This is a genomic window from Bradyrhizobium sp. 164 (assembly GCF_023073715.1).
GTDB lineage: Bacteria > Pseudomonadota > Alphaproteobacteria > Rhizobiales > Xanthobacteraceae > Bradyrhizobium.
Genome location: NZ_JADPKA010000029.1, coordinates 1 through 25356 on the forward strand (window position 1 = coordinate 1; position 25356 = coordinate 25356).

Annotated in this window: 26 protein-coding genes; 10 read left to right on the plus strand and 16 right to left on the minus strand. The window is 64.8% G+C overall.

Annotated elements, in window-relative coordinates:
• Positions 1–711 precede the first annotated feature (711 nt).
• Positions 712–996 (minus strand): hypothetical protein, encoded by a 285-nt coding sequence (locus IVB01_RS11070; RefSeq protein WP_247275622.1) that lies wholly within the window; start codon positions 994–996, stop codon positions 712–714.
• A 286-nt stretch (positions 997–1282) separates the two neighbouring features.
• On the opposite strand from IVB01_RS11070, the gene IVB01_RS11075 reads away from it, so the two are divergent.
• Positions 1283–1729, plus strand: a complete 447-nt coding sequence (locus tag IVB01_RS11075) for a hypothetical protein (RefSeq protein ID WP_247275621.1) — start codon at positions 1283–1285, stop codon at positions 1727–1729.
• 186 nt (positions 1730–1915) lie between these two features.
• Here the strand turns inward: IVB01_RS11075 and IVB01_RS11080 are convergent, their stop codons facing one another.
• The gene (locus IVB01_RS11080; RefSeq protein ID WP_247275620.1) at positions 1916–3424 is read right to left on the minus strand and encodes an amidohydrolase family protein; all 1509 of its coding nucleotides are present in this window, start codon (positions 3422–3424) and stop codon (positions 1916–1918) included.
• A gap of 722 nt (positions 3425–4146) precedes the next feature.
• Complete coding sequence (locus tag IVB01_RS11085; protein WP_247275682.1) at positions 4147–4989, minus strand: GNAT family N-acetyltransferase; 843 nt, start codon at positions 4987–4989, stop codon at positions 4147–4149.
• A gap of 108 nt (positions 4990–5097) precedes the next feature.
• On the opposite strand from IVB01_RS11085, the gene IVB01_RS11090 reads away from it, so the two are divergent.
• Positions 5098–5799: an SDR family oxidoreductase gene (locus tag IVB01_RS11090; protein WP_247420507.1), complete on the plus strand. Its 702-nt coding sequence runs from the start codon at positions 5098–5100 to the stop codon at positions 5797–5799.
• 8 nt (positions 5800–5807) lie between these two features.
• Here IVB01_RS11090 and IVB01_RS11095 read toward each other — a convergent pair whose 3' ends face one another.
• Entirely contained in the window at positions 5808–6863 is a 1056-nt protein-coding gene (locus tag IVB01_RS11095; RefSeq protein ID WP_247420510.1) for a serine hydrolase, read from the minus strand.
• 219 nt (positions 6864–7082) lie between these two features.
• Between IVB01_RS11095 and IVB01_RS11100 the strand changes: the two genes are divergently transcribed.
• Positions 7083–7472 carry a metalloregulator ArsR/SmtB family transcription factor gene (locus tag IVB01_RS11100; RefSeq protein ID WP_247275685.1) on the plus strand — a complete coding sequence of 130 codons (390 nt, stop codon included), beginning with the start codon at positions 7083–7085 and terminating at the stop codon, positions 7470–7472.
• Positions 7472–7963, plus strand: coding sequence for an SRPBCC family protein (locus IVB01_RS11105; protein ID WP_247275686.1), 492 nt, complete (start codon positions 7472–7474; stop codon positions 7961–7963). The genes IVB01_RS11100 and IVB01_RS11105 overlap by 1 nt, the downstream gene beginning before the upstream one ends.
• A gap of 196 nt (positions 7964–8159) precedes the next feature.
• Here IVB01_RS11105 and IVB01_RS11110 read toward each other — a convergent pair whose 3' ends face one another.
• A complete protein-coding gene (locus tag IVB01_RS11110; protein WP_247275687.1) occupies positions 8160–8486 on the minus strand; it encodes a hypothetical protein in 327 nt (108 codons plus the stop codon).
• Positions 8487–8694: 208 nt separating this feature from the next.
• Between IVB01_RS11110 and IVB01_RS11115 the strand changes: the two genes are divergently transcribed.
• Both IVB01_RS11115 and IVB01_RS11120 read left to right on the plus strand, forming a co-directional pair.
• Complete coding sequence (locus IVB01_RS11115; RefSeq protein ID WP_247275688.1) at positions 8695–9192, plus strand: ferritin-like domain-containing protein; 498 nt, start codon at positions 8695–8697, stop codon at positions 9190–9192.
• A 124-nt stretch (positions 9193–9316) separates the two neighbouring features.
• On the plus strand, positions 9317–9586 hold the full coding sequence (locus IVB01_RS11120; protein ID WP_247275689.1) for a hypothetical protein: 270 nt from the start codon (positions 9317–9319) through the stop codon (positions 9584–9586).
• A gap of 3 nt (positions 9587–9589) precedes the next feature.
• On the opposite strand, the gene IVB01_RS11125 is transcribed toward IVB01_RS11120, so the two are convergent.
• Both IVB01_RS11125 and IVB01_RS11130 read right to left on the minus strand, forming a co-directional pair.
• Positions 9590–10564 carry a tripartite tricarboxylate transporter substrate binding protein gene (locus IVB01_RS11125; RefSeq protein ID WP_247275690.1) on the minus strand — a complete coding sequence of 325 codons (975 nt, stop codon included), beginning with the start codon at positions 10562–10564 and terminating at the stop codon, positions 9590–9592.
• 36 nt (positions 10565–10600) lie between these two features.
• The gene (locus IVB01_RS11130) at positions 10601–11482 is read right to left on the minus strand and encodes an IclR family transcriptional regulator (protein ID WP_247275691.1); all 882 of its coding nucleotides are present in this window, start codon (positions 11480–11482) and stop codon (positions 10601–10603) included.
• A 212-nt stretch (positions 11483–11694) separates the two neighbouring features.
• On the opposite strand from IVB01_RS11130, the gene IVB01_RS11135 reads away from it, so the two are divergent.
• Positions 11695–12537 carry a hypothetical protein gene (locus tag IVB01_RS11135; RefSeq protein WP_247275692.1) on the plus strand — a complete coding sequence of 281 codons (843 nt, stop codon included), beginning with the start codon at positions 11695–11697 and terminating at the stop codon, positions 12535–12537.
• 66 nt (positions 12538–12603) lie between these two features.
• Here the strand turns inward: IVB01_RS11135 and IVB01_RS11140 are convergent, their stop codons facing one another.
• The 4 genes from IVB01_RS11140 to IVB01_RS11155 all read right to left on the minus strand — a co-directional run bounded on the left by IVB01_RS11140 (position 12604) and on the right by IVB01_RS11155 (position 17107).
• On the minus strand, positions 12604–13815 hold the full coding sequence (locus IVB01_RS11140; RefSeq protein ID WP_247275693.1) for an ABC transporter substrate-binding protein: 1212 nt from the start codon (positions 13813–13815) through the stop codon (positions 12604–12606).
• 44 nt (positions 13816–13859) lie between these two features.
• Entirely contained in the window at positions 13860–14711 is an 852-nt protein-coding gene (locus tag IVB01_RS11145; RefSeq protein WP_247275694.1) for a fumarylacetoacetate hydrolase family protein, read from the minus strand.
• Between the two features lie 25 nt (positions 14712–14736).
• Positions 14737–16242: a bifunctional 3-(3-hydroxy-phenyl)propionate/3-hydroxycinnamic acid hydroxylase gene (locus IVB01_RS11150; protein ID WP_247275695.1), complete on the minus strand. Its 1506-nt coding sequence runs from the start codon at positions 16240–16242 to the stop codon at positions 14737–14739.
• Between the two features lie 73 nt (positions 16243–16315).
• The gene (locus tag IVB01_RS11155; protein WP_247275696.1) at positions 16316–17107 is read right to left on the minus strand and encodes a DNA-binding transcriptional regulator; all 792 of its coding nucleotides are present in this window, start codon (positions 17105–17107) and stop codon (positions 16316–16318) included.
• Between the two features lie 148 nt (positions 17108–17255).
• Between IVB01_RS11155 and IVB01_RS11160 the strand changes: the two genes are divergently transcribed.
• Positions 17256–18239, plus strand: coding sequence for a VOC family protein (locus IVB01_RS11160; RefSeq protein WP_247275697.1), 984 nt, complete (start codon positions 17256–17258; stop codon positions 18237–18239).
• 16 nt (positions 18240–18255) lie between these two features.
• Here IVB01_RS11160 and IVB01_RS11165 read toward each other — a convergent pair whose 3' ends face one another.
• A complete protein-coding gene (locus IVB01_RS11165) occupies positions 18256–18918 on the minus strand; it encodes a response regulator transcription factor (protein WP_247275698.1) in 663 nt (220 codons plus the stop codon).
• Positions 18915–20297, minus strand: a complete 1383-nt coding sequence (locus IVB01_RS11170; RefSeq protein ID WP_247275699.1) for a histidine kinase — start codon at positions 20295–20297, stop codon at positions 18915–18917. The genes IVB01_RS11165 and IVB01_RS11170 overlap by 4 nt, the downstream gene beginning before the upstream one ends.
• A 195-nt stretch (positions 20298–20492) precedes the next feature.
• Here IVB01_RS11170 and IVB01_RS11175 point away from each other — a divergent pair, with 195 nt between their 5' ends.
• Positions 20493–21374, plus strand: coding sequence for a DUF3280 domain-containing protein (locus IVB01_RS11175; protein WP_247275700.1), 882 nt, complete (start codon positions 20493–20495; stop codon positions 21372–21374).
• On the opposite strand, the gene IVB01_RS11180 is transcribed toward IVB01_RS11175, so the two are convergent.
• The 3 genes from IVB01_RS11180 to IVB01_RS11190 are packed head-to-tail and all read right to left on the minus strand — an operon-like array spanning position 21364 to position 24400.
• The gene (locus IVB01_RS11180) at positions 21364–22395 is read right to left on the minus strand and encodes an L-idonate 5-dehydrogenase (RefSeq protein WP_247275701.1); all 1032 of its coding nucleotides are present in this window, start codon (positions 22393–22395) and stop codon (positions 21364–21366) included. The two genes, IVB01_RS11175 and IVB01_RS11180, sit on opposite strands and share 11 nt — an antisense overlap.
• Before the next feature lie 26 nt (positions 22396–22421).
• Positions 22422–23189, minus strand: coding sequence for an SDR family oxidoreductase (locus IVB01_RS11185; RefSeq protein WP_247275702.1), 768 nt, complete (start codon positions 23187–23189; stop codon positions 22422–22424).
• A gap of 11 nt (positions 23190–23200) precedes the next feature.
• The gene (locus IVB01_RS11190; protein WP_247275703.1) at positions 23201–24400 is read right to left on the minus strand and encodes a mandelate racemase/muconate lactonizing enzyme family protein; all 1200 of its coding nucleotides are present in this window, start codon (positions 24398–24400) and stop codon (positions 23201–23203) included.
• 178 nt (positions 24401–24578) lie between these two features.
• On the opposite strand from IVB01_RS11190, the gene IVB01_RS11195 reads away from it, so the two are divergent.
• Positions 24579–25346: a GntR family transcriptional regulator gene (locus tag IVB01_RS11195; RefSeq protein ID WP_247275704.1), complete on the plus strand. Its 768-nt coding sequence runs from the start codon at positions 24579–24581 to the stop codon at positions 25344–25346.
• The last annotated feature ends 10 nt before the right edge of the window (positions 25347–25356 follow it).

The window sequence follows — 25356 nt, forward strand, 5'->3', positions numbered from 1 at the left end:
GAGCGGGCGGGGTCAAGGCCGTCAGCCGCCGGAGGCGGGGGCGCGCAGCGCCAGCCTTGAGCCCGCTCGATCACCGGTCTACTTCAACACAGTTGCTCCTCGGGGAGCGATGCACTATTGCCCCCGTCGCCTTGCCGATGGCTGATGCCGCGGTCCGGTTGGGCCGCTCACATCACCGCAAGACTTGGCGCACAGACCCCGGGCGCCAGGACCACACGATTTTGCCGTACGCCGATCACACCGGTCGAGTGCGCGAGGCTCTTCGCTCACGGCTCTCCGCCCTGCGAAGCTCTTCGCGCCGATGTAACCTGCGTCCACCGCCGCCCGGCCCGCGTGTCGTGACGATCGCGATACCCCCCTCTTGCTTGGGCCGGGTTGCCGCGACACATACGCGATTTCCGAATTTCGGTAAAGCGGAATGTTTTGGATGGCGCGCGTTGACCCACGGCTGGCGTGTTTTGCCCCGCCGGCAACGCGATATCATGTAGCCTGGATGGAGCGCAGCGTAATCCGGGATTCCATCCGCTCCCGGATTACGGTTCGCTCCGTCCGGGCTGCCGCCGTTATCGCGCGTGACTGCTTCAACATCGTCCTTGCGCTTGCAATGACGCAGGCGGCGACAACGGCGATCTTCAGCTCACAATGTATGCCGCAAAAAGAACGACCCGCCGCTCGATGAAGCGGCGGGTCCTTGCAACGAAGCCCGATTCGCTACCAGTTGCGATAGCTGCCGGTCAGCGTGCCGTTGTTGTTGCCGTCAGGACCGACATCGCCCTGCGTTGAGCTCGGGGTCGGATGGCGGGTGCCGTTGTACGCGCCATATGGTCCGGCGACATCCGGATAGTACGCGCGCGGCTGAACCGGTTCGTAGGCGGGGGCGGTGCGGTCCCAACCCACGCGCGGCCCATTCCAGTCGTAGCCCTGCGCCGATGCGGCTGTTGCGCCTGCGACGAGCGATGCCGTGACCAGGCAGAGGAGTTTTGACTTGTTCTGCATTGAAGATGCTCCTTGCTTGTGTCGGGGCCAACGGTTGCAATGCGGGAGCGTTCCGGACGTATTGGCCGGGGAGCGATCAACTCCGATCAACTGGTTATGAATCGCGTGCCGCGGAACGAAGTCGCTGAAATGGGACGGAAATTCCAGGCGTTCTGCCGCACCATGTTCCCCATTAATCCCGTGGCTTAACCAATAATTAATTATACGTTTGCTGGCGGGCGACAGCCCGGCCTAGCGTGTGGTGGGGGAGCCGCGACCCGCGAAGCCAAACGAGTTGGTGCGTATCATGATGTCGAGATCACAAGGGGCGCTATTCGCCTCGCTCAGCGCAGCCGCGCTGCTCCTTAGCCCCAGCGACAGTTTTGCCAGGCCCGGTGGCGCCGCGCCGCACGGGCTGGCCGCCGCGCCTCCAAATGCAATGGCGCGTGCGCCGATCGGGCCTGGCGCCCGGTTCCACCGGCGCGGCAATCCCTGGGTCTATTGGCCGGGTGGCGGCGGGTTCTTCTACGACGGTGCGACGTATAGCCAACCTTTCGGCGAGGCGGCTCAGTCGTTCTCCAGCGATGTGCGCTATACCTATACGTATGACGTTCCCTGGGATTGGGCGCACCGCTTTCCGCCGAATGTCGTGCCGTCCGACCGGCCCTATGTGCCGAGCTGCCCGACGGAGCAGGTGACGGTGCCCGGCCGCGGCGGCGGCGAGCACACCGTCAACATCATGCGCTGCTACTGAGCTAGGCCGTGTACTCATAAAGCAATGTCGGCTCCTGAGGGCCGAGCGGAAGGGTCCGCTCGGTGAGACATAGCGGACTAGATTCGCTACCCCGAGTTCTCCGCATCTTGACCCCAAATCGAAGTCGGACTTGCGGAGCCGCGCGTCCATTGCCAGCGGAGCTTGCCCACGCTCTTGGGACCGTTCCTATGCGGCGCGAACGTAGCCGTAGCGCAGGTTCGATGGTTGCTTCGAAGCTTGCGTGTACTCGTTCTTGAGTGCCGCGAGGCGGTCCTCGGAAAAGGCCGGCATCCTGGTATTCTCGGCCGCCTTCAGCTTGATCTTGTAGAATCTGGTTGCGTTGCCCGCGAAGATCAGCTGCTTGGTAGCGCTGTTGGCGTCGCCAAGCGCCGCAAACCCGTACTTCTTCTGCATATCCTCCGGGATTTCGAGCCGGCGCAGCGCCTCGATCTGCCACTGTGGTGAACCGTACCAGACCGAGTCGGTGCCCCACATGACGTGGTCAACACCCATCCCCTTTATCAGCGTGCCAATGAGCGCGGCGCAGAACTTCGGATGCGCCACCGCCGAGTTGGCAAAGGACGTGCCGAGCTCGGCATAGACGTTGGTGACGCCGAACTTCTGCGGGATTTCCGCGAGATCGGTAGCCCACTGGATACGGCCGGTCTGCTCGAAATCCGCCCACGCACGATCGGGTAGCTCGAGGAACGGCCGCAGCGCCGAATGATAGATCACGAAGTTCATCTGCGGCCAATCCTTCGCGGCTTTTCCGATGTCCCACGCCGTTGCATATTCCCAGACGCCGGCGAACGACTTCTCGTAATCGGGCGGCAGCAACCCCTTGTGGATGCACAGCGTGTTGATGCCGGCCTTCACTGCTTTCTCGTAGAACGGATACATCACCTGCTCGTCGTCGAGCCGCCATGGGAACTTCGAGGGCGCCAGCGGATCACCAATCGTGTAGGACTTCCAGGAATCCGGTTTGTAGACCTCGATCGCCTTGTCCACCTCGTCCATCCAGCCGGGTTGCTTGGGGGTGATGACGCTATGCGCCAGCAGGCGGCGCGAACCGGCGAAGTCGTTGATCAGTTCTCGCGCCTTGACGATCTGCTCATTGGATAGCAGCCACCAACTCGGGTCGTCGAAGGGCGCGCCGCTCAGGAGCGCCATGTTGGTGTCGCTGTCGTAGTAGATCTCTTTCACATAGTTCTGGAACTTGTAGCGGGCGAGCGAGGAGACGCCTTCCTCCTTCATCTTCGGATTCCAGTGCTGGCTCGCAAAGTCCGCCAGCCCCAACAGTTCCTTGTGGTCGAAGTCGTCCCGCACGAAATGAGTCTGGACATCGAAGATGAATTGGCCTGCAAGGCTTTGCGCGCGGGCCAGCATCAGCTCGGGCTCGCGGGCTTCAGCGGGCGCGACCTGGAAAACATTGCCGTAGATGTCGTTCATGGCGAGGAACGCTGCCGCCATGCCGCAGCTCGTGTGCAAGAACTGCCTGCGGCTCAAGCCGAGATGCCTGCCGTTGACATCAGCGAGCTCGTTGATCCGTGCCTCGACTTTCTTTTGCGTATCGCTCTGCGGGGGCGGGAGATACTCGCCATTGGAGACAATCTGGGTCGGGATAGGCGTTGCCGCCGATGCCGCCTCCGCGCCCGCGACGAGACGCTGTTCTCGCTCACTAAGCCAGGTGCTCATTGTTGTCCTCCCGTTTGTTGGCCGTCGACCGCGCTAGGTGCGCGCATGAGGCGCGTGTGGCTACTCCCAATCAGTTGGCAGGACCGACTAGGCGTACCTCTCCGGTTCAGCTACGCATGAAGCCATCACGCGCCCAAAGCCTAGGCGAATCTCTGCATCGCTTCATCCTGCGAGAGCGCAGGCATACCCGAGAAACCACTTGCAGTTATGGGTATCATCGCTGATTCAATGCTCAAACTTCTACTCGCGCAAGCGATGTGATTCGACAGTCACGCTGTCCCAACGCCGCATCATTCTTTCATCTGATCGTTTTCAGCTGGAGTAAAAGACTCGTTGCTCAAATGGACTGCGTCGGCTCATGACTCCGAGCCGAACACCGCAGCAGCGGCCGCTATGTCGGCACTCTGCCGGAGACCGAACCTCATACGGTGGCTGCGTTAACTGCTGCTTTAGGACCCAGAGCCATCCTGCGCCACACGGCTCATTTCGGCCCAGCATCGCAGTTCGTGCAACCATCGAACGTGATAAGCTGTCTCCATCCTCCTCAAGGTGCGATGAGGATCGAATGAAGCGGGGGAGTTCATAGCGGCTACTGCGGCGCTGCTCGCTTCGCAAAAGCATGCGGGGGCTCAGCTGGCTGGCCGTGCTGTTTGTGCCGCTCTTGAGGGATGAGCGGACATCTGGAGCACCCAAACTAAGCGCGTAATTTATGAGTACACGCCCTAGCCCAGCTCGAAGCTGGTGACGCCGAAGACGCGGTCGATCCGCAGCGACCGGATCGGTCCCGTGTACATCCGCGCCGTCTCGAACACTGGTTTGAGCCCGAGCTCGCCCGCGAGCGCGATGGCCTCGCGATTGACGGCGGGGACATCGAGGAACACTTCGCCGCCGGCCACACCCGCAAGCAGGGCCTGAACGATCGCTTCCGCCGCCGCGCGATCGTCGGCAACGAGCGGACCGATCTTGTGACCCGTTTGGCACGGCCGGATCACGCCCCATGCGGACAGCTTGCCGTCGCGCAGCAGCGCGCGGCCGACATGGCCTGATGTGTTGATCCAGGCGTGCAGGAACGCGCTACGCGCGGCAGGGAAGACGGTGGCATCATCGGCTTCAACACGTGCAAACGGGATGTTATCGAGGGCGACGACATCGGCAGGCGGTTTCGGTGGCGCGGCTACGGTGCCGCCATAGCGGATATTGGCGTAGGCGAGCTGGAAGCCCGATTTTCTGTAATTGTCTTGCTGCGCGACCACGCCATCGAGCCCGATCACGCGAGTGCCCGCGTGCGCGATCGCCGCGTTCCAGATGCGCAGGCCATGGCCTTTGCCGCGAAAACTCTCGCGCACGATATAGAAGCCGAGGAAGGCGAAGCGGTCATCGTAATTGACGCAGGAGACGGTCGCGACCGGCTCGCCGTCGATCTCGCCGAGAAAGAAGCCTTGCGCATCGGGGATCGCAAAGCAGGCGGCATCGGCCAGGCCCGGATTCCAGCCCTCGGCCGCGGCCCAATCGATGGGGACGGCGATCTCCTCCGGACGCAAAATGCGGATCTGCAAATCGCTCATGACGAATGCTCTCGACGATGGACCTGCCGGCGGGTCTGGCGGTAGAAGGCCTCATGATAGGTCGGGCATGCGGCTCGCCTCAACGATATTCGCAAGGGATGATCGGTCATGGCGGAGAAGGTTGCACTCGTCACCGCGGGCGGCAGCGGCATGGGGGCTGGGGCGGCACGGCGGCTGGCAGCAGATGGGTTTCGCGTCGCGATCCTGTCGTCCTCCGGCAAAGGCGAGGCGCTCGCCGCCGAGCTCGGCGGCTTCGGCGTCACCGGTTCGAACAAGTCCAACGACGATCTGAAGCACCTCGTCGAGGGCGCGATGACCAGGTGGGGACGGATCGACGTGCTCGTCAACAGCGCCGGCCACGGGCCGCGCGCGCCAATCACGGAGATCACCGACGAGCAATGGCATGCCGGGCTCGATACGTACCTTCTCAACGTGATCCGTCCCACCCGGCTGGTCACGCCAGTGATGCAGGCGCAGAAGAGCGGCGCCATCATCAACATCTCGACCGCCTGGGCGTTCGAGCCGAGCGCGATGTTTCCGACTTCGGCCGTATTCCGGGCAGGGCTTGCTGCCTTCACGAAAATCTTCACCGACGCGCATGCGGCCGACAACATCCGCATGAACAACGTGCTGCCGGGCTGGATCGACAGCCTGCCGCAGACCGAGGCGCGGCGCGACAGCGTGCCGATGAAGCGCTACGGCAAGGTCGAGGAGATCGCGGCGACGGTCTCGTTCCTGGCCTCCGACGGCGCGGCCTACATCACCGGCCAGAACATTCGCGTCGACGGCGGACTGACGCGCTCGGTTTGAGCGGACCCTCAATGTGAGGCGACGAGCCGCGCCAGTTCCGGCAGGATCTTGTAGCGCGCAATCTCGTGCGGATATTCGCCGCGATTGGCGAGCAGGATCAGGCCGAGCCGTCGCGCCGGCACGAGACCGATATAGCCGGAAGCGTTGTTGAGACCGCCCGGCTTGTCCACGAGGGCGACGCCGGGCAGATGCACGCTCTCCCAGGCCATGCCTTGTCCGAATTTTTCGTCGATGCGGAAGGCCTCATGCTGCGTCATCCGCAACGCCTCGCGCAGATGCGGATCGAGCGAGCGGCCATCGACGCAGGCGGCAACGAAGCTCGCGAGATCCCGCGCCGAAGAGAACATCTGGCCCGTGCCGGAAAAGTCAAAATAGCTCTGCTGGTTGCCGATCGGGCCGATTGCCATGCCCTGGTCCGAATAGCCCTGGACCACGCGCCGCATCCAGGCCTCGTCCATGACAGCGCGGTTGTCTTCGCCGCGCTCGGGGACACAGGTCGCGGTCATGCCGAGCGGTCCAAGGATGCGCTGTTCGAACAGGGTCGCGATCGGAGCGCCGTAGCGGCGCTCGAGCACGAGCTGAAGCAGGACGTAGCCGGCGTGGGTGTAGATGCGCTGCCGTCCGGGTGCGACGCCGGGCGGCGGTGCGAAGGCGTTCAGCATGGCGATGAACTGGTCGCGCGTAAACTGCTCGTCCGGCCAGGGCGGATGATCGGTCGGCAGCAACAGCCCCGAGGTGTGCGTGACCAGCTCGCCGATGGTGACGCGGCGGACGTAGTCGCCGTTCAGCTCGGGAAGGTATTTCGGCAAATGGTCGTCGAGCCCCAGCTCGCCGCGCAGCGCACCGAGCGCCACGAGAGTCGCCTCGAAGGGTTTTCGCAAGGAGGCGACATTGAACAGCGTGTCCGGCGTCACCGGCCGTTTTGCCGCATCATCGGCAAAGCCGTAGGTGAAGAACTCGACATGGCGGCCGGCATAGAGCGCGGCGGCAAGGCCGCCCGCATGATCCGGCGTCGCGGTCGCCGTAAGCCCGTTCGCGACGATGTCGCGCATCTGCGCAATCATGTCGGAATCCGCCGAGGCGCGGCCGGGCAAGGCCAGTGCGAGTGGAACGAGCGCTGCCCGGGAGAGCGCCCTCCGGGCCCTTCTTAACGTGACGGCGCGCACGCCCCAATTCACGATTGCGCGTTGAGGGTTCCGCCTGGCGGGGCCCGAGACCGAATCACTTAGCCTGTGGGCTAACAATGATTGACGCGAAACGGTGCTGGCGCTATAGTTAGCTTCATGGCTAACCAATTGTCCCGGCTCGATCAGATCTTTGCCGCGCTCGCCGACCCCACGCGGCGGGCGATCGTGATGCGGCTCTGCGCGGGCGAGGCCTCCGTCGGCGAGCTCGCCGATCCCTTCGACATGGCGCTGCCGAGTTTCATGAAACACATCCATGTGCTGGAGACGAGCGGGCTCGTGCTGTCGGAGAAATCCGGCCGCGTCCGTACCTGCCGCCTCAGCCCGGATGCGCTGATCAGCGCGGAAGACTGGTTCCAGCAGCAGCGTGCCGTCTGGGAGATGCGGCTCGACCGGTTCGCAGTCTATGTGATGAAGCTCAAGAAAGAGAAGGAAAGGGCGGCCGCCAAGCGTCCGTCCCGGACAACCAAACGGAAAGGTTCTGAGTGATGACGAGTTCTGCCAATGCCGCCCTGTCGCAATGGTCGCTCGACCGCGAGATCGTGATGTCGCGCGTGATCGACGCGCCGCGCGATCTCGTGTTCGAGGCCTGGTCCGATCCGAAACACCTGCCGCAATGGTTCGGACCGAAGGGGTTCAAGGTCGAGACCTTCGAGATCGACGTGCGCGTCGGCGGAGTCTGGCGCTTCAACATGGTCGGCCCCGACGGCACCGTCTATCCGAACCGCATGCGCTTCCGCCGCATCGAGCGGCCGTCTCTGATGGAGATGGATCACGGCGCCGACCAGGACGACGATCCCGGCCTGTTCCGCTTCACCGTCACCTTTGCCGAGCAAAGCAACGGCAAGACCGTGCTGACGCTGCGCCAATTGGCCTCGAGCACCGAGCAGCGCGACGCCATGATCGGATTCGGCGCCGTCGAATACGGCTACCAGACACTGGACAAGCTGGCGGGGTATGTGGCCGGGATGAAGGGCTGAGAAGGGCCGCACTCATTCCGAGGTCGATGCTTCGCATTGAGCTAGCTGAACGCGTTCTAGGTTCAGCAGCTCGGAAGGTTCTAAGTTCGGTAGCTCGGCAAGACCGGTGCGGCCCCGGCGGAGAGAATTCGGCGGGGTCGCATTAACGCGTGGCTCGGTCGTGCTCGGCTTTCGGAGGACCTGACCGATTGTCCCGCTAGCGTCGCGGTGTGGTGCCGTCTGACGGTGGGGTAGTCTCGTTGCGCATGCCTTTGGGACTGGAGGCACCTTGTCCGCCGCGCTCCACATGCGTGATGTCGCCACCGCCGCCGGCTCCGGAACCGCCTGCGCCCGCACCGCCTCCATCGCCCGAACCTGCGCCGGCTCCCGCGCCGGCACCCGCGCCGGCGCCGGCACCAGCTCCGCCGCCGGCGCCCCCAGCACCACCACCGGCGCCGCCGCCGCCCGCTTGTGCGAACGCTGCGCCGACTGAAGCGCCGGCCAGCATCGCGGCCGTGAAGATCGTCAGAAATGTCTTACGCATGATCTTGCTCCTTGAAGTTTTACCACGGACCAATCACGCGCGTCGCCAACCGTTCCTACGTTCATTGATGTTGGAGGACCTTCCGGCGGTGGACCGGAACGCCCGGCTCCGATGCAGGTCGCCTGCGGCAATCAGCCCGGTACCCTTAGGAACAATCGCCCCTTCTTCCTGGTTGCGGCACGAAGCCACTCAAACGGAGGACAGGAAAATGGCTGACGCAGCCCGCGATACGTTCGTGGTCGGACTACGCAACGCGCACGCGATGGAAATTCAAGCGAGAGAACTGATGGAGCGCCAGTCGGAGCGGCTGGACGAATATCCCGAAGTCAAGGCAAAGGTCACCGCGCACCTTCAAGAAACCAATGAGCAACTGAATCGGCTGGAGAAGTGCCTCGAGGCCTGCGGCGAGAGCACGTCCAGCCTGAAGGACACGACGCAGTCGGTCATGGCCAATATGATGGCGATGGCGCATTCGGTCGCCGGCGACGAGATCCTCAAGAATACCTTCGCCAACAACGCGTTCGAGAATTTCGAGATCGCCGCCTACAAGTCGCTCCTGACGCTCTGCGGCGCCGCCGGAGCGCCCGAAGCCAAGCCGCTGCTCGAAGTCTCGTTGAAGGAAGAGCAGCGCATGGCCGCCTGGATCGACTCAAATGTCGAGAAGGTGACCATGGAGTACCTGACGCATCAGCGCCAGGCCGCGTAGTTCTCCGCGTTCCCAGGATATCGAACCACCGGCGCGCCAGGGCGGCCGGTGGTTTCTCACGATTGCCAACGGGAGCGAGCGTTCGGCCCCGAGGAACGATCGCTGCACTCCGGCTTTGGCAGTGATGACGCACATCATCTTCAGTGACTATCGCAACCCCGCCGCCGAGCAGGCCTTCGAGATTGCCTGGGATTTTCTCGCGCGAACTGGCGCCATTCGCGACGAATTCGAGGCCTGCGCGTTCCTGGCCCAACGTATCGCCGTGATGGTAGACGAGGGTCAGACGAACCGGATCCGCATGGCCAATCGCGCGATCTCCGAATATCAGCATCAAGTCGACGAAGCCGATAGCCTCATCCGCAGCGGCGGCCGCCGTGCCGAGGGACGTTCCTGACCGTCATTCGCCTTTGAGGCCGGCGTCGCGGATCAGCTTGGTCCATTTCCGCGTCTCGTTGTCGATGAATTGGCCGAACTCGGTCGCGGTGCCGGGGCGCACTTCGAGGCCCTGGGCGGTCAGCTTGTCCTTGATTGCGGGTTCGGCGAGCGCGCGCAGCACCTCGGCCTGGAGCTTGTTGACGATCGTGCGTGGTGTCGTCGATGGCGCCATGAAGCCGTACCAGCCGGCGGCGGCCACGTTGGGAAAGCCCTGTTCGCGCAAGGTCGGCGCCTGCGGGTAGAGCGCGCTGCGCTCGGGCGAAGCGACGCCGAGCACGATGAACTTGCCGCTCTGGATGTAGGGCAGCGCGGTCGGCAGCGCCGTCAGCGTGGCGTCGACGCGGCCGGCGAGCAGCTCGGTGTAGGAGGCGGCATCACCGCGGAACGGGATGTTGAGGCCCTTGACGCCGGCGTCCCGGAACAGGAGCTCGCCGGCAAGGTGCGGCTGCGAGCCCGCGCCGGGCGAAGCGAAGGTGAGGCCGTCGGGCTTCGATTTGCCGTAGGCGATCATCTCCGGCAGCGTCTTGAACGACGCGTCCGCGCTGATAATCAAGAACAGCGGCGCGATCACCGCCATTGCCACGGGTTGCAGATCCTTTCGCTCGTAGGTCAGCTTGCCGAACAGCGCTTCGGCGGTGGCATAGGGAGCTGCGACATAGAGAATGGTGTAACCGTCGCCCGGCGCATGCGCGACCAAAACGTTGGCGATGCGCGTGCCGGCGCCCGGCTTGTTCTCGACGATGAACTGCTGGCGCAGGCTGCGGCCGAGCTCCTCCGCCAGGAGACGCAGCGAGATATCGTTGGAGCCGCCGGGCCCGTAGGGTGAGATTAGCCGCACCAGACGTGACGGCCAGGCGTCCTCAGCGCGAGCGGAAAATGGCGGGTTCGCCAGGCAGGCGGCGAGGGCGCCCAGCAATGTTCGGCGTGTGATGATCATGATGGCCTCCCCGACGTGGGGCGCCAGCTTGTTTGTTCATGTCCTGGCGCCCTTCTTGTCTTGCTTGCGTGTCTCGGCTGCCGGCTCCGCCGCCTTGACGGTCGCACGGATGCTGTCGGCGAGCGCCGCGATGCGCGGGCCGATCTCGCCCTCCAGCTGCCCCGGCTGGAGTCGGAATGCCGGGATGCCGCAATTGATCGAGAACGACTGCTTCGCTTCGCTCGCGTGAAACAGCGGCGCGGCGACGGCGTGGATCGAAGCCATATACTCGCCCCAGCAGGTGCAGAAGCCGCGGCTGACGCATTGAGCGAGGCCCGCTCGGTATTTGTCCTGGAAGGCGGCCCACAACTCGGAATCTTCGGCAGCGATGCGCCGTTCCAGTTGGGCCGCTTCGGCCGGCGGCAAGATCGCTGCCGCGGCGCGGCCCATGGCGGTCATTACAACCGGAATCGGCATGCCGATGTCAGGGACGTGCGGGCCGACGTCGCCGGAGCGCGCAGTCTCGACATAGATCATGGAGGTCGCATCCAGCAGCCCGATCGAGACGGTGCCGCGGACACTCTGCGCGAGCTCCTGCATCATGGGCCGTGCAATCTGGCGAAATTGCATGTCGGCGAGCAGCGGATGCGCCATGCGCAAGGCCCGTGCGCCGACGCGATATTTGGCGCGCTCGGGGACGGAGCGGAGATAGCCGAGCTCGGCCAGCGTGTGAGTCAGCCGCGCCACTGTCGGTCGCGGAATCCCGGTCAGTGTCGACAGCTCCATGTTGCCGAGCTCCGTTGCTCCGGCCCTGAAGGCTTCGAGCACCACGAGGCCCTTTGCCAATGTCGTCGCAAACGCAGCGTCGTCTGCGCTGTCGGCGAGCACCGCGGCGGCCGACGAAGAGGCGAGGAGCGGTTTGGAGCGGGATCGGGCCATCCGGGCTTTAATGAACCGCGCGGGGACGGTTGTCCAATAAATTCAGAAAATACGCCGTTTCTGTCCAGTATACGGACAAAGATAAATCCCTCCAGCCTGGTCAGGAGCCGCACGGAAGGTGCCGCTACACACACGTTTTTGTCGTGATTCCACGGCGTCTTGTGACAGGATTATTACGAACACATGTCACATCGATTACAGCGGAGCGATTCATGTTGCAGTGGCAGGCACGGTCAAATCCCCTCGCGTGGTGGTGGGGGTCCCTGACGCTGGTCAGCGCTGCCAATATCCTCGTCTGGTTCATGCTGTACCGCGAGTTCTACCCGACCGTTGCGGGCAGCCTCAGTGGCGGCTCGGATATCGGCCTGATGTTCCTGCTGTGCGCGGCCTATGTGTTCGGTTGCGCGTTTCGCTCAGTGCTGCCGCGCGCCGATGTGCAGCGCATCTGCCTGTTCGATACCTGGCTGTCGAGCGTGTTCGTCGGCCGTACGGTCGCAACCGTCGCCGAAGTCTGCTTCGCGGCGCAATGGGCGATCATTCTGCATCAGCTCGGGACCATGACCGGCGCGCAGACCGCGGTGAACATCGCGCTCGTGATCGTGCCGATCGTCATCATCGCGGAGTGCTTCTCCTGGTACGCGGTGGTGACCACCAACTTCCTCTACAACGCAATCGAGAATTCGCTGTGGGCGGTGACCTTCTTCCTCGCCGGCATCGCACTGTGCCGCCTAATGCCGGAATTCCAGGGCGTGGTGCGCTGGGCGCTGATCGCGGGAATCGTCGGCATCGCCTGCTTCCTCGCCTTCCTCGTGACCGTCGACGTGCCGATGTATCTCAGCCGCTGGCGGGCAGGGCACGCCGAGGGCGGCAGGTTCCTGGGCTTCCTCGAAGGCCTGCACGATGTCGCGACGCGCTGGGTCGTGACTCACGACATCGCGCATTGGAAGGGCGAGCTGACCTGGATGTTCCTGTATTTCAGCGCCGCGGTGTGGTCGAGCTTGGCGCTCTGCGCACTCTACGCGATGGAAGGCTATCTGGTGCGCTATCTCGCCTGACGGTCAGATTTTCGGTTGACGCGTACTCTTGAAGCGAAGCGGCATCCAGCTTCGCTTCAAGGGGCTTTACTTGCCGACCAGGCTGCATTTGCTGCGGTCGAGCGGACGAAAGGCCTGGTCGGGCGGGATCGTCGCGACCAGCTTGACGAAATCCCAGCGACCTCTGGATTCCTCGGGCGTCTTGACCTGCACCAGGTAGAGATCGTGCACCATGCGCTGGTCCTCGCGAATGCGGCCGTTGGGCGTATAGGCATCCGACACCGGCGTCGCCTTCATCTTGGCCATCACGGACGCGCTGTCGTCGGAGTCGGTGTCCTTCACGGCTTGCAGATAGTGGCGCACGGCGGAATAGACGCCCGCCTGGATCTGCGAGGGCATCGCTTTTCTGCGCGCATAGAACGCATCGGAGAACTTCCGCGCGGCGGGCGAGACGTCCTCGAAGAAGGAGGTGACGATGAGATCGCCGCGCGTCGCCTTGAGCCCGACCGCCTCGATGTCGACGTTCTGGAACGACATCGGCACGATCTTCATGCCCTGGGCGGCGAGGCCGAATTCCTCAGCCTGCTTGATCGCGGTGGCGTTGTCGCCGGCGACGTTGATGGCCAGGATCCTGGCGCCCGAGGACTGCGCCTGCAGCAGGAACGAGCTGTAGTCGGGCGTGCCGAGCTGGGCTTTCACACTGCCGGCGACCTTGCCGCCGAGCGCAGCGATGCGCTCGCGCGCGGTTGCCTCGATCGAATGGCCGAAAGCGTAGTCCCCGGTGATGAAGAACCATGGCTCCTTGCTGGTCTGCATGATGCCGGACACAACCGCCGTCGCGGTGGAATAGGCGTCCTGGGTCCATTGCACGCTGGTCGGCGCGCAGGCTTCATCGGTGAGCTGGTTGGCGCCGGCACCGGAGACGAGGAAGATTTTGCCGTTCCCGCGCACCAGCTCCTGCACCGCGAGTGCGGCGCCGGAGCTGCCGCCATCGGCGATGGCCTGGACCCCGTCGCTGAACCATTTTCGCGCCAGCGATGCGGCGAGATCCGGCTTGTTCTGGTGATCGGCCTGCAAGATCTCGATCGGCTTGCCGTTGATCTTGCCGCCGAACTCCTCCGCGGCCATGCGCGCCGCCTCGACCGAGCCCGGGCCCATGGCGGTCGCGAACACGCCGTTCATGTCCGTGAGAACGCCGATTCGGATGGCGTCAGCCTTGATCTCGGCGTGCGCGCTGGTGCCTGCAAGTGCCAGCGCGATTAGCACAGTGGCAACGGATGTCGTGCGGAGGGTGGCCATGGCGTTTCCTGATGTCGTTATGTTTGATTGATTGGCATCGGTGATCAGGCCGGTTCGGCGATGACCGTGTTGCGCAACGTGCCGATGCCGGAGATTTCGACCTCGACGGTGTCGCCGGGGCGCATCCACAGCGGCGGCGAGCGCTTGGCGCCGACGCCGCCGGGCGTACCCGTGACGACGACGTCGCCGGGGACGAGCGGGCAGATCGTCGAGATGTAGGAGATCAGCTTGGGGATGGCGGTGATCAGGAGGTCGGTGGTGGTATCCTGCACGATGGTGCCGTTCAGGCGCGTCTGCAAGGTGAGCCTTGACGGATCTGGAATTTCGTCCGCCGTCACCAGCCATGGGCCAAAGCTGCCGCTTTCGGCAAAGGTCTTGCCGGAGAGGAACTGGCTGGTGTGGCGCTGCCAGTCGCGGATGCTGCCTTCGTTGTAGCAGGAATAGCCCGCGACATGGTCGAGCGCGCGGTGTGCGGGAATGTGCCGGCCTTCCTTGCCGATGACGAGTGCGAGCTCGCCTTCGTAGTCGAAATCGTCGCTGACCTTCGGCTTCACGATCGGCTGGAGATGGCCGACCTGGCTGCAGGCGAAGCGCGCAAACAGCGCCGGCTTTTCGGTGACGGTGCGACCGGTCTCGGCCACGTGATCGCGATAGTTGAGACCGACGCAGATAATCTTGCCGGGATCGGGGATCACGGGCGCGAAGCTGATCTTGTCGAGCGCGTGATCGGGGGCCGCGGAGTCGGCCAGCCTTGCCGCCTCGGCGAGGCGATCGGCCTCGAGCAGCTGCCGCAGCGTGGTGCACCCGGCTATGCGCGCGCCGAGATCGACGACACCGTTGTCCTTGACGGTGCCGAACGAGGGACGGCCGTCGACGATGAAAGAAAGCAGTTTCATGAGATATCCTCGAGAAAGTGTCCGCTCAGGCCGCTGACGGCACGTGGGTTGGAGGCGCAATGGGGGCGATGAGGCGGTCGAGCTCGGCCTCGTTGCGGGCGGACCCGCGCACATAGCGGTCCGGGCGAACGAGTGCGGCGATGATGCCGTGCTCGCGCAGCCAGGGGCTGATGCCGTTGGCATCCTCGCTGGTCAGGATCTTGAGCCCCGTCTGCGACAGCGCCAGGCGCGGCAGTGCGGCCGCCCTCTCGACGAGCAGGAGATGATGATAGCCGGTCCGGTCGTCGCTGCGGCGTCCGTCGCTCAGCATGAATTGCGGTGCGAGGTGTCCGGCGAGCGGCAGGTCGCCGAACGCGAGGCCGGGGCCGAGCAGGGGCTTCTTCACTTCCAACTTGACCGGCGCGTTCTCGCGCGCTTCGCCGGCGGCAAGGCCGGCCTCGATCGCCTTGGTGTTGATGATCCCGCCGAGGCGAATGGCGAGCTCGATGAACTCGCGCACATGCGGCAGGCGTTCGCTCTGATAAGTGTCGAGCAGATCGGGCGCGGCGCTCTCGCGGATCACGCTCGCCAGCTTCCAGGCGAGGTTGGCGGCATCGCGGATGCCGGCGCACATGCCCTGGCCGAGGAAGGGCGGAGTCTGGTGGGCGGAGTCTCCCGCGAGCAGCAGACGTCCGCTGCGCCATCGTTGCGCGATCACGGAATGAAACGTGTAAACCGCGGCGCGCTCGATCTCGGCATCGTCCGGCGTGATCCAGCGCGACAACAGCTCCCAGACTTTTGCCGGCTGCGTGACCTCCTGGGTGTCCTCGTCGGGCAGGACCGTAATTTCCCAGCGCCGCCGCGTGCCGGTGCCGCGCACGTAAGTTGCGGGCCGCCTCGGATCGCAATGCTGGAGGCTGTAGTCGCCGAGGTCGTCGCGCGCGCGCTTGAGCAGCACGTCGATCACAAGCCAGCGCTCGTGGAAGCCGAGGTCGTCCATGCCCGAGCCGATGAAGCGGCGCACCAGGGAGCGGGCGCCGTCGCAGCCGATCACGTAGCCGGCGCGAACTTCCCTGAGTCCTCCGTTGGAGAGGTCCTCATAGCGGACGCGCACGCCGGCCTCATCCTGATCCAGCGCGAACACGTCGCAGCGACTGCGCAAGGCGACATGTGGCCAGCGGGCGAGGCCGCCGATCAGCACGGTCTCCAGATCAGGCTGGTGGAAGCGGTAGCTGAGATTCCAGCCCATCGGTGTCGGCGTCTGCGGGCGCGACCAGTCCAGCAGCATGCGGCCGTTGGTATCGAGAAAGAGCATGCCGGGGCTGAGGATGACGTGCGGCAGGATCGCGTCAGCAAGGCCGATGGTCTGGAACACGCGCATGCATTCGTCGTCGAAATGCACCGCGCGCGGCAAATGATAAGTCCGGGCCTCGCGCTCGAGCACGAGCGTTCGCGCGCCGCACAGGCCGAGCAAATTGGCGAGCGTGGCGCCGACCGGACCGCGGCCGACGATCACGATGTCAAACTCTTCTGGGGCGGATTTATCTTGCATGGGGCTATCTTTTCCCCAAGCGGTGCGATCCCTTCAACACTGCCGCGCCAAGTGTCCGCCCAGCGGACGGCGACTAGACCTCGACGGGAATGGCTGACGCGGTCTCCTGAAGCTGGCCCGCGAACTGCGCCACCGCTTCCTCGATGCCCAGCGCGGAGCGGATCCAAATAATTGAGATGCAGCCGAATACGGTGCCGTTGCGAACGATGGGCACGGCGATCGAGGAGGTCTTGGGATTGTATTCGCCCTCGCTGCGGATCGCGTAACCGCGCGCGGCAGTCTCCGCGATCATGCGGTCGAGCCGGCCTTGGTCGAGGAAGGGGCGGTCGTCGGCCTCGTCGATGCGGCGCAAATGACTGACGATCAGATCGCGCTCGCGCGCGGGGCAGGCGGCGAGATAAGCGCGCCCCGCGGACGTTCGCAGCATCGGCAGGCGCTTGCCGATCATGCCGCGGTCGATCGAGAGGGGACTGCGCGAATGGGTGGTTTCCTGCACCACCATCGCGGCGTTCTCGTAGGTGGAGAGATCGACTGGCCAGATCAGGGTCTTGCTGAGTTCGGCGAGATAAGGCGCTGCCGCCTGACAGATCACCACGCCGGGGTCATAGCCGTCACCGAGGCTCAGCGCCCGCCGGGTCACACGAAATCGGTCGTCGCTGGCGCTGCGCGCGACATAGCCGAGTTCCTCCAGCGTTTCGAGCAGGCGATAGACGGTGGGACGGGGCAGGTCGAGCGCGCGGGCAACGTCGCCGGCGCGGATGCCGCCGGAGCGGTTGACTTCCTGCAGCACGTCCAGCCCGCGCTTGAAGGCGCGGACGCCGTCAGACTGCCGAGGCTGGCCGTTCCGCGTCCGCTCCTTGGACACTTTGTATTTCCTCCCTTGTGGCACATCCCGGCGCGCTTATTGTCGTTGCGAACGCGAGGCGATTGCGGAACGCCACCGTAGGATCGCGCGCGGCCGGTATCAAGCTCGCCGCAGTACGGCGATCGCGATGCCTTCGGGAAGGAATTCGATGGAAATCGCAGCGCTCGGGTATATCGGAATCAGTTCATCCCAGCTCGACCAATGGAGCCTGATGGCGACCGGGCTGCTCGGGATGCAGCAGGTCGATCGTGGCGGCAAGGTGCGGGCCTTCCGCATGGACGACCGCAAGCAGCGGCTGATCGTCGACGGCGGCAGCGATGCGGGCCTTGCGGTGATGGGATGGGAAGTTCCTTCGACCGCCGAACTGGACAAGTTGGCAGGACGGCTCGAAAGACATGGCACCAAGGTGACGAGGGGCTCGCGCGCACTCGCTGACGAGCGGCATGTCGGCGAGCTGATCGCGTTCGCCGATCCCGCCGGCAACCGGCTGGAGGCTTTCTGCAAGCCGGAGCTTGCGAGCGAGCCGTTCGAGCCGGGCCGCCCGATCTCGGGCTTCCGCACCGGGCCGCTTGGCATGGGGCATGTCGTGCTCAATGTGGAGAATGTCGAGGTGCTGTTGCCGTTCTATCGCGACGTGCTCGGTTTTCACGTTTCCGATTTCGGGCTGAAGCCTTACGGGCTTTATTTCTTCCACGTCAACGGCCGTCACCATTCCTTTGCGATGGTCGGATCGGGGCGGAAGGCGATGCATCACTTCATGGTCGAGCTCGGCTGCCTCGATGATGTCGGGCAGGGCTACGACCTCGCGCAGATGGACGAGGGACGCACCGCCTACACGCTGGGCCGGCACACCAATGACCACATGACCTCGTTCTACGTGAATACGCCGTCCGGCTTCTTCATTGAATACGGCTGGGGCGGACGCGTCATCGATCCCGAGGCCTGGCAGCCGCACGAGACCTCTGATGGGCCCTCCCTATGGGGTCACGAGCGGCTGCATATGCCCGAAGAGCAGCGCAAGCGGCTACGCGACATGCGGCTCGACGCGGCTGCCCGCGGCGTGCGCGTCGCCGATCCGCGTGTGCCGCCGCTCAACTGCGCGTGGCTGGACTCGGTGGTCGCGCGCGAATGATGCTCGGCGGCGCAGCTCAGGCCTCGCCGAGATCGACCTCGGTCAAGATTCCCTGGCGCAGCGCCAGCCGCACCAGCTCGATGTCGGAGCCGACGCCGAGCTTGTCCTTGATCAGCGAGTGCAGGTTCGCCACTGTCTTCGGGCTGACATGCAGCGTCGCGGCGATCTGCTCAGTCGTGTTCTCGGCGAGCAGCAGGCGGAGCACCTCGAATTCGCGCGGCGTGAGCACGTCGGCGGCCGAGCTCTCGCCGCCGATGCGGCTGAGAGCAAGCTCATGGTCGATGTCGGGGCTGATGGCGATCTTGCCGGCGAGCACGTCCTTCACCGCGCGCACCAAGGTCTCGGGTGGACTGGTCTTGGTGACGTAACCCCTGGCACCGGCGCGGATCGCCTGCACGGCAAAGCCGGCATTCTCGTGCATGGTGAAGACCAGGATCCTTGCCGCCTTGTCCCATTGCCGGATCCGCCTGACGGCCTCGATGCCGCCGATGCCGGGCATGCTGAGGTCCATGATGACGAGGTCGGGTGCCTCGGATTTGTACAGCCGGTAGGCTTCCGCGCCGTCGGCCGCCTCGGCGACGACGCGCAAACCCGGCTGTTTCTGGAGCACGGAGCGATACCCCTCGCGGACGACGGAATGGTCGTCGACCAGCAAGATGGTCGCTTCAGTCGTGCTCATGCGGCGTGCTCCAGTGCCTGCCGATCGGTGGCCGCGAGCGGAATGAACACGCGCAGCGCGGAGCCATTAGGGCCGGTCTCGAAGCTCAGCCGGCCGCGAAGCGCGGCGACGCGCTCGCGCATGCCGAGCAGGCCCATGCCGGATTTGACGGCCGCCTCGTTCGGCCGGCCGTCGTCCTCGATCGCGAGCGCGATCTCATTTTCGGCCATCGTCAGATGAAGGCTGACCTTCGTGGCCCCGGCGTGCTTGGCCGCGTTGGTGAGCGCTTCCTGCACGATCCGGTAGAGATTGGCGCTGACGGAGGCGGGCACGTTCTCGAAGGCGCCGTCGAACCGGATATCGACGCGGGTCTGGCCGCGGCTGCGGCCGTTCCACCCCGCCACCAGGCCTTCGAGGCTCGCGACAAGGCCGAGCTCGTCGACGTCGGGGGGCCGCAACCGGAACAGCGCGCCGCGCAGCGTCTCCATCATGCCGGTCGCGGTCCGGGCAATGCTGTCGCACTCTCCCAGCAGCCCCGGGCAGTCCTGCGCCGCCGTCTGGCGGGCGGACGCGGCAAGCGCGCGGATTGCGGCGAGCGACTGGCCGAACTCATCATGCAGCTCGCGCGCGAGATGGCGGCGCTCCTCGTCCTGTAGCGCGATCAGTTTCCGCGTCAGCTCGTTGCGTTCCGCAAGCGCGATGTCGAGGCTTTCGGCGAGGTGGTTGAAGACGTCGCGGATGGCAGAGAGCTCGGCGAGATCGAACGGCGGCAACCGGGTCGTGAGGTCGCCACCCGCGATTCGCTCAAGGCCGCTGCCGATCATGCGGGTGGGGCGCAGGGCGCGAGCGAGTGCGGCATAGACCAGCGCGCAGAGCAGCGGCAACGCGATCGCTAGCGCGATCATCAGGCGGCCAGCCTCGTGCCAGGCCTCGGCCGTCTGCACGGTGGGGTCGACCGAGACCACGGTCTCGCCGAGCGTCGTTCCGCGCACGATCACCGGGCGTGCCGCCTCGCGGCCGGGGTCGAACAGGCTGCGATAGAAGGCGGCGAAGGCTTGCGGCGGCGGGCTCGCCGGGGCAGGCGCGCCACTACAGAAGCGCTGAAGCATCTCGCCGCTAGCGCTCCGGAATCCAAGACACAGACCGGCGGTCATCACATGGGCCGAAACCGGATCAAGGTTCGGGAAGTCGGAGCGGGGGCTAGCTACCCACTGGACCTTGCCCTGTTGCAGCTCCAGTGTCTTCGCCACGATGGCGGCGATACCGTCGATGCGCGCATGCGCTGCGCGTTCGGCCGTAACAAGGAAATAGGCGGAGATCGCGGCGAAGCAGGCGGCCGATATTGCGGCCACGCGGAGCGTCAGACGGACCTTGAGATCGAACCTCGGGCGATTCCACATCGGCGGGCACCTGGTGCGAACGGGTTTTGTCGCTCGTCCATTAAACGGCAGAACGCAACCCGCGGGAAGCGTTCGCGTCCTTCCGCAGTGCAATGTCGTGAAATTTTCCCGGCGCTCGTCGGGACAATTACGGCTGCGTGGCCTCAGGCGACCCGTCCAGATTTGCAGGGCCGCTCCATCCCACGAGGCTCCTTCATGCACTGCTTCCGGCTGATTCTCTCTGCTTTTTTCCTCTTCGGCCTCTCTTCGTCGCGAGCCGATGCCGAGGCTGCGATTGGCGTTGCCATGGACGACTTCAGCTATACCGATACGTCGGGCGAGCCGGCCAACCAGACCGCCGCCCACGAGCGGCGGCTATCGGCGTTCATGGCCGCGCTGAGGCGGGATATCGGCACGGACCGGCGCTATCGGCTGCTGCGGTCTGCCGAGGACGGTGCGGCGTTCAAGGTCGTCGGCGGCATCCAGAAGACCAGCACGCTGGTGCAATGGGCCAAGGTCGCCGTGATCGACGTCGGCGCCAAAAGGCTCGTGATGGACAAGCTCTACACCTTCCGCGGCGACAATGATGAATCGTGGGAGCGCGCCGAGATCTTCGTGTCCCGCGAGGTCATGGCTGCGCTCGCCACGCCAGCTCCGGTCGCGCTTGCCGTGTTCGACTTCGAGCTCGAGGACATGACGGCCGCTTCCGCGATCGTCTCGGCTTCGGACGCCTCGTATCTGGCCGAGGTCAGCGCCGCCGTGCGCGAGGCGCTCGGCCATTCCGGCCGTTATCGGATCGTCGATGTCGGCGGAGGGACGGCGAGGACGGGCGCCTTGCGGGATTGCGGCGGCTGCGAGGCCGCGATTGCGCAGAAGCTCGGCGCGGACCTGTCGCTGATCGGGGTGGTGCGGCGTGTCAGCCGCACCGAATACACGCTCGGCTTCCAGGTGCGCGATGCCAAGACCGGCGCCGTGGTGGCGCGCGGCGACAGCGGCCTGCGCCTCGGCGCGGACTATTCCTGGAAGCGCGGCGCCGTGCGGCTGGTCAGCGACCGGCTGATCGAGAGTCAGCAGGCCACCGACGCTCCTAGAAAGTAAGCTGCACCTTCATCGATTGTGAGCGGTCGCTGGCGAGTTCGAAGGCGGCGACCGCGCTCTCGAACGGCATGGTGGCCGTGATCAGCGGCTTGACGTCGATCAGGCCTTCGCCCATCAGCCGCACCGCGAGCTCGAACTCGGAATCGAAGCGGAAGGTGCCGCGGAGCTGCAATTCCTTGGCGACGATGGAGTTGATCGGCAGCGTCATCTCGCCACCGAGGCCGAGCTGAACGAGCGTGGCACCGGGCCGCAATACGTCCAGCGCGGTACGGAGTGCGGCCTGGTTGCCCGAGGCTTCGAACAGCGTATCGAACACGCCCTTGCCGGCACGCCAGGAATCGAGCGCAGTGGCATTGGTCGCGACATTGATCGCGTGCGTGGCGCCGAGCTTCTTCGCGACCGCGAGCGGGGCGTCCGCGACATCGGTCACCACGATCTCGGCGGCGCCGCCGAAGCGCGAAACCAAGATCATCAGCGCGCCGATCGGGCCGCAGCCGGTGATCAGCACGCGTTTGCCGAGGAGAGAACCGGCCTGATTGCCGGCATGCAGACACACGGCGAGCGGTTCGGCGACCGCAGCTTCGGCGAGCGACAGTCTGTCGGCGATCGGTACGGCCCGCGTGGCGCCGACCGTAATGAATTCGCGAAAGCCGCCTTGCACATGGGGGACGCGCATCGCGCTGCCGAGGAAGCGCATGTCGAGGCACTGGTTGTGCATGCCTTCCCGGCAATGCAGGCACTGGCCGCACGGATTGCTCGGATTGACTGCAACGCGCGTGCCCGGCCTCACCTGGGTGACGCCGTCACCGACGGAAGCGACCACGCCGGCGATCTCATGCCCCAGCGCCATCGGCTGCTGGATGCGGACCACGCCGAAGCCGCCGTGATGGTAGTAGTGCAGATCGGAGCCGCAGATGCCGCCATTGGCAATCTTGACGCGGACTTCGCCCGGTCCGGGCTCCACATCCGGATAGAGGTCGATCCGCAAGTCTTTCGGGGCGTGAATGACGACGGCGCGCATGGTTTGTTCCTTCAGCGGTTCGCGGGTCACATCGCGGCAATCATGCCGCCGTCGACATAGATGATCTGGCCGTTGACGTAGGTGGAGGCGTCGGAGGCCAGGAAGATCGCCGCGCCGACCAGCTCATCCGGCTTGCCCCAACGTTTCGACGGGATGCGGCTCATCAGCCAGGTGTTGAAATCGGTGTTGTTGACCAGCGCCTCGTTCATGTCGGTCAGCATGTAGCCGGGGCCGATTGCATTGGCCTGGATACCGTGCTGGGCCCATTCCACCGCCATCGAGCGGGTGAGATTTTTGATGCCGCCCTTGGCCGCGGTGTAGGGCGCGATGGTCGGGCGCGCGAGCTCGCTGCCGAGCGAGCCGATGTTGATGATCTTGCCGCGCTTGCGTGGGATCATGCGCTTGGCCGCCTCGCGGCCGATCACGAAGGCGCTGGTGAGATTGGTCTCGATCACCTTGCGCCATTCGTCGGTAGTGAACTCGACCAGCGGCTTGCGGTGCTGGATACCGGCATTGTTGATGACGACGTCGACGGCGAGGCCTTGTCTGTCGAAGTCGTTGAAGGCAGCGACGATCGCGGGCTCGTCGGTGACGTTGAACGCGGCGCCTTCGGCCTGATGTCCGGCGCTGCGAAACTCGGCGACGGCCTGCTCGACGCGCTTGGGATCGACGCCGTTGATGATCAGCTTGGCGCCGGCCCTGGCCATGCCTTCGGCAATGGCGCGGCCGAGGCCGCGAGAGGAGCCGGTCACGAGCGCGGTACGGCCGGAAAGGTCGAAGAGGGCGGTGCTCATCTCAAGAATCCTTAGACGTTAGAGCGGCGCACGATCAGATCGGAGCGGTCGAAGACGGCCGGCAGGAGGTCGACGCCGAGGCCGGGGCCCTCCATCGGATAGACAAAACCATCCTTGATCATGGGCATGGTGGTGACGAGCTCATTGTACCAGCCCTTGTAGAAGGCGCGCACCGATTCCTGGATCAGCGTGTTGGGCTGGCTGAACGACATGTGGATGGCGGCTATGAAGCCGATCGGGCCAATGCAGTCATGCGGTGCGAAAGGCCGATGATAGGTTTCGGCCATCGCTGCGATCTTGCGCCCCTCGGTAAGGCCGCCGGTCCAGCACAGATCGGCCATCACCACGTGCATGGCGTCGCGGTCGAGCATGTCCTTGTAGGGGAAGCGCGAGCCCAGCGTCTCGCTGGCGCAGACCCAGACGTCGGTCGAGCGCGCATATTCGGCCAGGGCCTGCGGCGAGTTCATCCGGATCGGGTCCTCGTACCACGTCGGCTTGTAGGGCTCGAGCGCGCGCGCGATCTGCTTGGCAGTCGGCAGATTCCATAGCGAATGGAGCTCGACCATGATCTCCATCTTGTCGCCGACAGCTTTGCGGATCTTCTCGAACGGCTCGATCGCCTGCTTCATCTGAGCGGCGGTGATGTAGAGACCTTTGTTTTCCTGGGCGGCGGGATCGAACGGCCAGATCTTCATCGCGGAGATGCCGCTTTCCAGGAGATTTTCGGCGAGCGCGTCGGCGCGATGCATGAAGCCGTCGAGATCTTCGTAAGGTCCCTTGGAGGCGCCGAGATTCCAGTTCGCGACCGGGCTGATATTGGTCGAGCGGACATATTGGGTGCCGGCGCAGGTGTTGTAGATGCGCTGCTTGTCGCGGCAGAGGCCGCCGAGCATCTGGTGCACCGGCTGGCCGCAGACCTTGCCGAACAGGTCCCACAGCGCGATGTCGATCGCCGACGCCGCGCGGTATTCGACGCCGGTCGATGACTGCGCCATCGGCAGGTTCAGCATGTCGCGGTGGATGGCTTCGATGTGCAGGGGGTTGCGGCCGAGCAGCCGGCCGGCAAAGGTGTCGTGAATCTGCGCCTCGACCGCGCCCGCGCCGTAAAAGGTCTCACCGAGCCCGATCATGCCCGCATCGGTGTGGACGCGCACCCAGATGACGTTGGAGAATTCTTCAGTGCGCAGGGTCTCGATCGACGTGATCTTCACGGCAATAATCCTCCCGTCGGGCCCATAGCGCCCGCCTTGTTTGTCATTTCTGCGCCACCATTTGCCGGCGGGCCGATGGGCAGTCCTACGCCTGCTTGTAATATTTCACAATATGTTTTAGGGATGTCACAAGCAAGGCGCCAGCTCGCAACGAGAGCGCAGGTTGACGGAGGACGACATGGCACGGCGCAAGCGCGCGCTCGAGGTGGTGAGAAACGACGATAGCGGCGAGGGCAGGCCCTCCCGGCGCAACCGCCTCAACTTCTTCGAGCTGGCCTATCAGAGGATCGAGGAGCTCCTCGTCCACTGCGAGCTCAAGCCGGGCCAGTTCATGACCATGCTGGAATTACAGCAGATCACCGGCTTCGGCCGCACGCCGGTGCACCACGCCGTCAATCGTCTCTCAGCCGACACGCTCATCATCATTCGTCCACGGCACGGCCTGCACATCGCCCCGATCGATCTGGCGCGTGAGCGCATGCTGCTGGGCTTACGCCGCGACATGGAGCGCTTCGTGATCCGTCTCGCGGCCGATCGCGCCAGCCTGTCGCATCGCAATCAGGCGCTGCACATCGAGCGCCTGCTGCGCGAGCGCCGCGCCAGCCTGACCCTCGACGAATTCAACAGCATCGACCGTCGGATCGACGCGCTGGTGCTGGAGGCCGCGGGCGAGCCGTTCCTGGTGCACACGCTGCGGCCGCTGCACACGCTGTACCGGCGCATCGGCTACATCCACCACCGCTTCATGCCGGGACAGACCGAGCTGTCGGGCACGATCGATTGCCATCTCGCCGTTCTCGCTGCGGTCGCCAATCGCCGCGTCGAGGATGCGGTGAAAGCGAGCGATGCCCTGATCGATTACATGGATGCGATATTCACCGGCATGGAGGCGGGGATCGATCCGCGCCTGCTCGATTGCAGCATCGAGCCGCTGCTCGGCGCGTGAGAAAGTTTGA

What these genes read in the sequence shown, in the direction of transcription:
- IVB01_RS11070 (WP_247275622.1), bottom strand. Translation starts at nt 996, where the DNA reads ATGCAGAACAAGTCAAAACTCCTCTGCCTGGTCACGGCATCGCTCGTC.
- IVB01_RS11075 (WP_247275621.1), top strand. Translation starts at nt 1,283, where the DNA reads ATGATGTCGAGATCACAAGGGGCGCTATTCGCCTCGCTCAGCGCAGCC.
- IVB01_RS11080 (WP_247275620.1), bottom strand. Translation starts at nt 3,424, where the DNA reads ATGAGCACCTGGCTTAGTGAGCGAGAACAGCGTCTCGTCGCGGGCGCG.
- IVB01_RS11085 (WP_247275682.1), bottom strand. Translation starts at nt 4,989, where the DNA reads ATGAGCGATTTGCAGATCCGCATTTTGCGTCCGGAGGAGATCGCCGTC.
- IVB01_RS11090 (WP_247420507.1), top strand. Translation starts at nt 5,098, where the DNA reads ATGGCGGAGAAGGTTGCACTCGTCACCGCGGGCGGCAGCGGCATGGGG.
- IVB01_RS11095 (WP_247420510.1), bottom strand. Translation starts at nt 6,863, where the DNA reads ATGATTGCGCAGATGCGCGACATCGTCGCGAACGGGCTTACGGCGACC.
- IVB01_RS11100 (WP_247275685.1), top strand. Translation starts at nt 7,083, where the DNA reads ATGGCTAACCAATTGTCCCGGCTCGATCAGATCTTTGCCGCGCTCGCC.
- IVB01_RS11105 (WP_247275686.1), top strand. Translation starts at nt 7,472, where the DNA reads ATGACGAGTTCTGCCAATGCCGCCCTGTCGCAATGGTCGCTCGACCGC.
- IVB01_RS11110 (WP_247275687.1), bottom strand. Translation starts at nt 8,486, where the DNA reads ATGCGTAAGACATTTCTGACGATCTTCACGGCCGCGATGCTGGCCGGC.
- IVB01_RS11115 (WP_247275688.1), top strand. Translation starts at nt 8,695, where the DNA reads ATGGCTGACGCAGCCCGCGATACGTTCGTGGTCGGACTACGCAACGCG.
- IVB01_RS11120 (WP_247275689.1), top strand. Translation starts at nt 9,317, where the DNA reads ATGACGCACATCATCTTCAGTGACTATCGCAACCCCGCCGCCGAGCAG.
- IVB01_RS11125 (WP_247275690.1), bottom strand. Translation starts at nt 10,564, where the DNA reads ATGATCATCACACGCCGAACATTGCTGGGCGCCCTCGCCGCCTGCCTG.
- IVB01_RS11130 (WP_247275691.1), bottom strand. Translation starts at nt 11,482, where the DNA reads ATGGCCCGATCCCGCTCCAAACCGCTCCTCGCCTCTTCGTCGGCCGCC.
- IVB01_RS11135 (WP_247275692.1), top strand. Translation starts at nt 11,695, where the DNA reads ATGTTGCAGTGGCAGGCACGGTCAAATCCCCTCGCGTGGTGGTGGGGG.
- IVB01_RS11140 (WP_247275693.1), bottom strand. Translation starts at nt 13,815, where the DNA reads ATGGCCACCCTCCGCACGACATCCGTTGCCACTGTGCTAATCGCGCTG.
- IVB01_RS11145 (WP_247275694.1), bottom strand. Translation starts at nt 14,711, where the DNA reads ATGAAACTGCTTTCTTTCATCGTCGACGGCCGTCCCTCGTTCGGCACC.
- IVB01_RS11150 (WP_247275695.1), bottom strand. Translation starts at nt 16,242, where the DNA reads ATGCAAGATAAATCCGCCCCAGAAGAGTTTGACATCGTGATCGTCGGC.
- IVB01_RS11160 (WP_247275697.1), top strand. Translation starts at nt 17,256, where the DNA reads ATGGAAATCGCAGCGCTCGGGTATATCGGAATCAGTTCATCCCAGCTC.
- IVB01_RS11165 (WP_247275698.1), bottom strand. Translation starts at nt 18,918, where the DNA reads ATGAGCACGACTGAAGCGACCATCTTGCTGGTCGACGACCATTCCGTC.
- IVB01_RS11170 (WP_247275699.1), bottom strand. Translation starts at nt 20,297, where the DNA reads ATGTGGAATCGCCCGAGGTTCGATCTCAAGGTCCGTCTGACGCTCCGC.
- IVB01_RS11175 (WP_247275700.1), top strand. Translation starts at nt 20,493, where the DNA reads ATGCACTGCTTCCGGCTGATTCTCTCTGCTTTTTTCCTCTTCGGCCTC.
- IVB01_RS11180 (WP_247275701.1), bottom strand. Translation starts at nt 22,395, where the DNA reads ATGCGCGCCGTCGTCATTCACGCCCCGAAAGACTTGCGGATCGACCTC.
- IVB01_RS11185 (WP_247275702.1), bottom strand. Translation starts at nt 23,189, where the DNA reads ATGAGCACCGCCCTCTTCGACCTTTCCGGCCGTACCGCGCTCGTGACC.
- IVB01_RS11195 (WP_247275704.1), top strand. Translation starts at nt 24,579, where the DNA reads ATGGCACGGCGCAAGCGCGCGCTCGAGGTGGTGAGAAACGACGATAGC.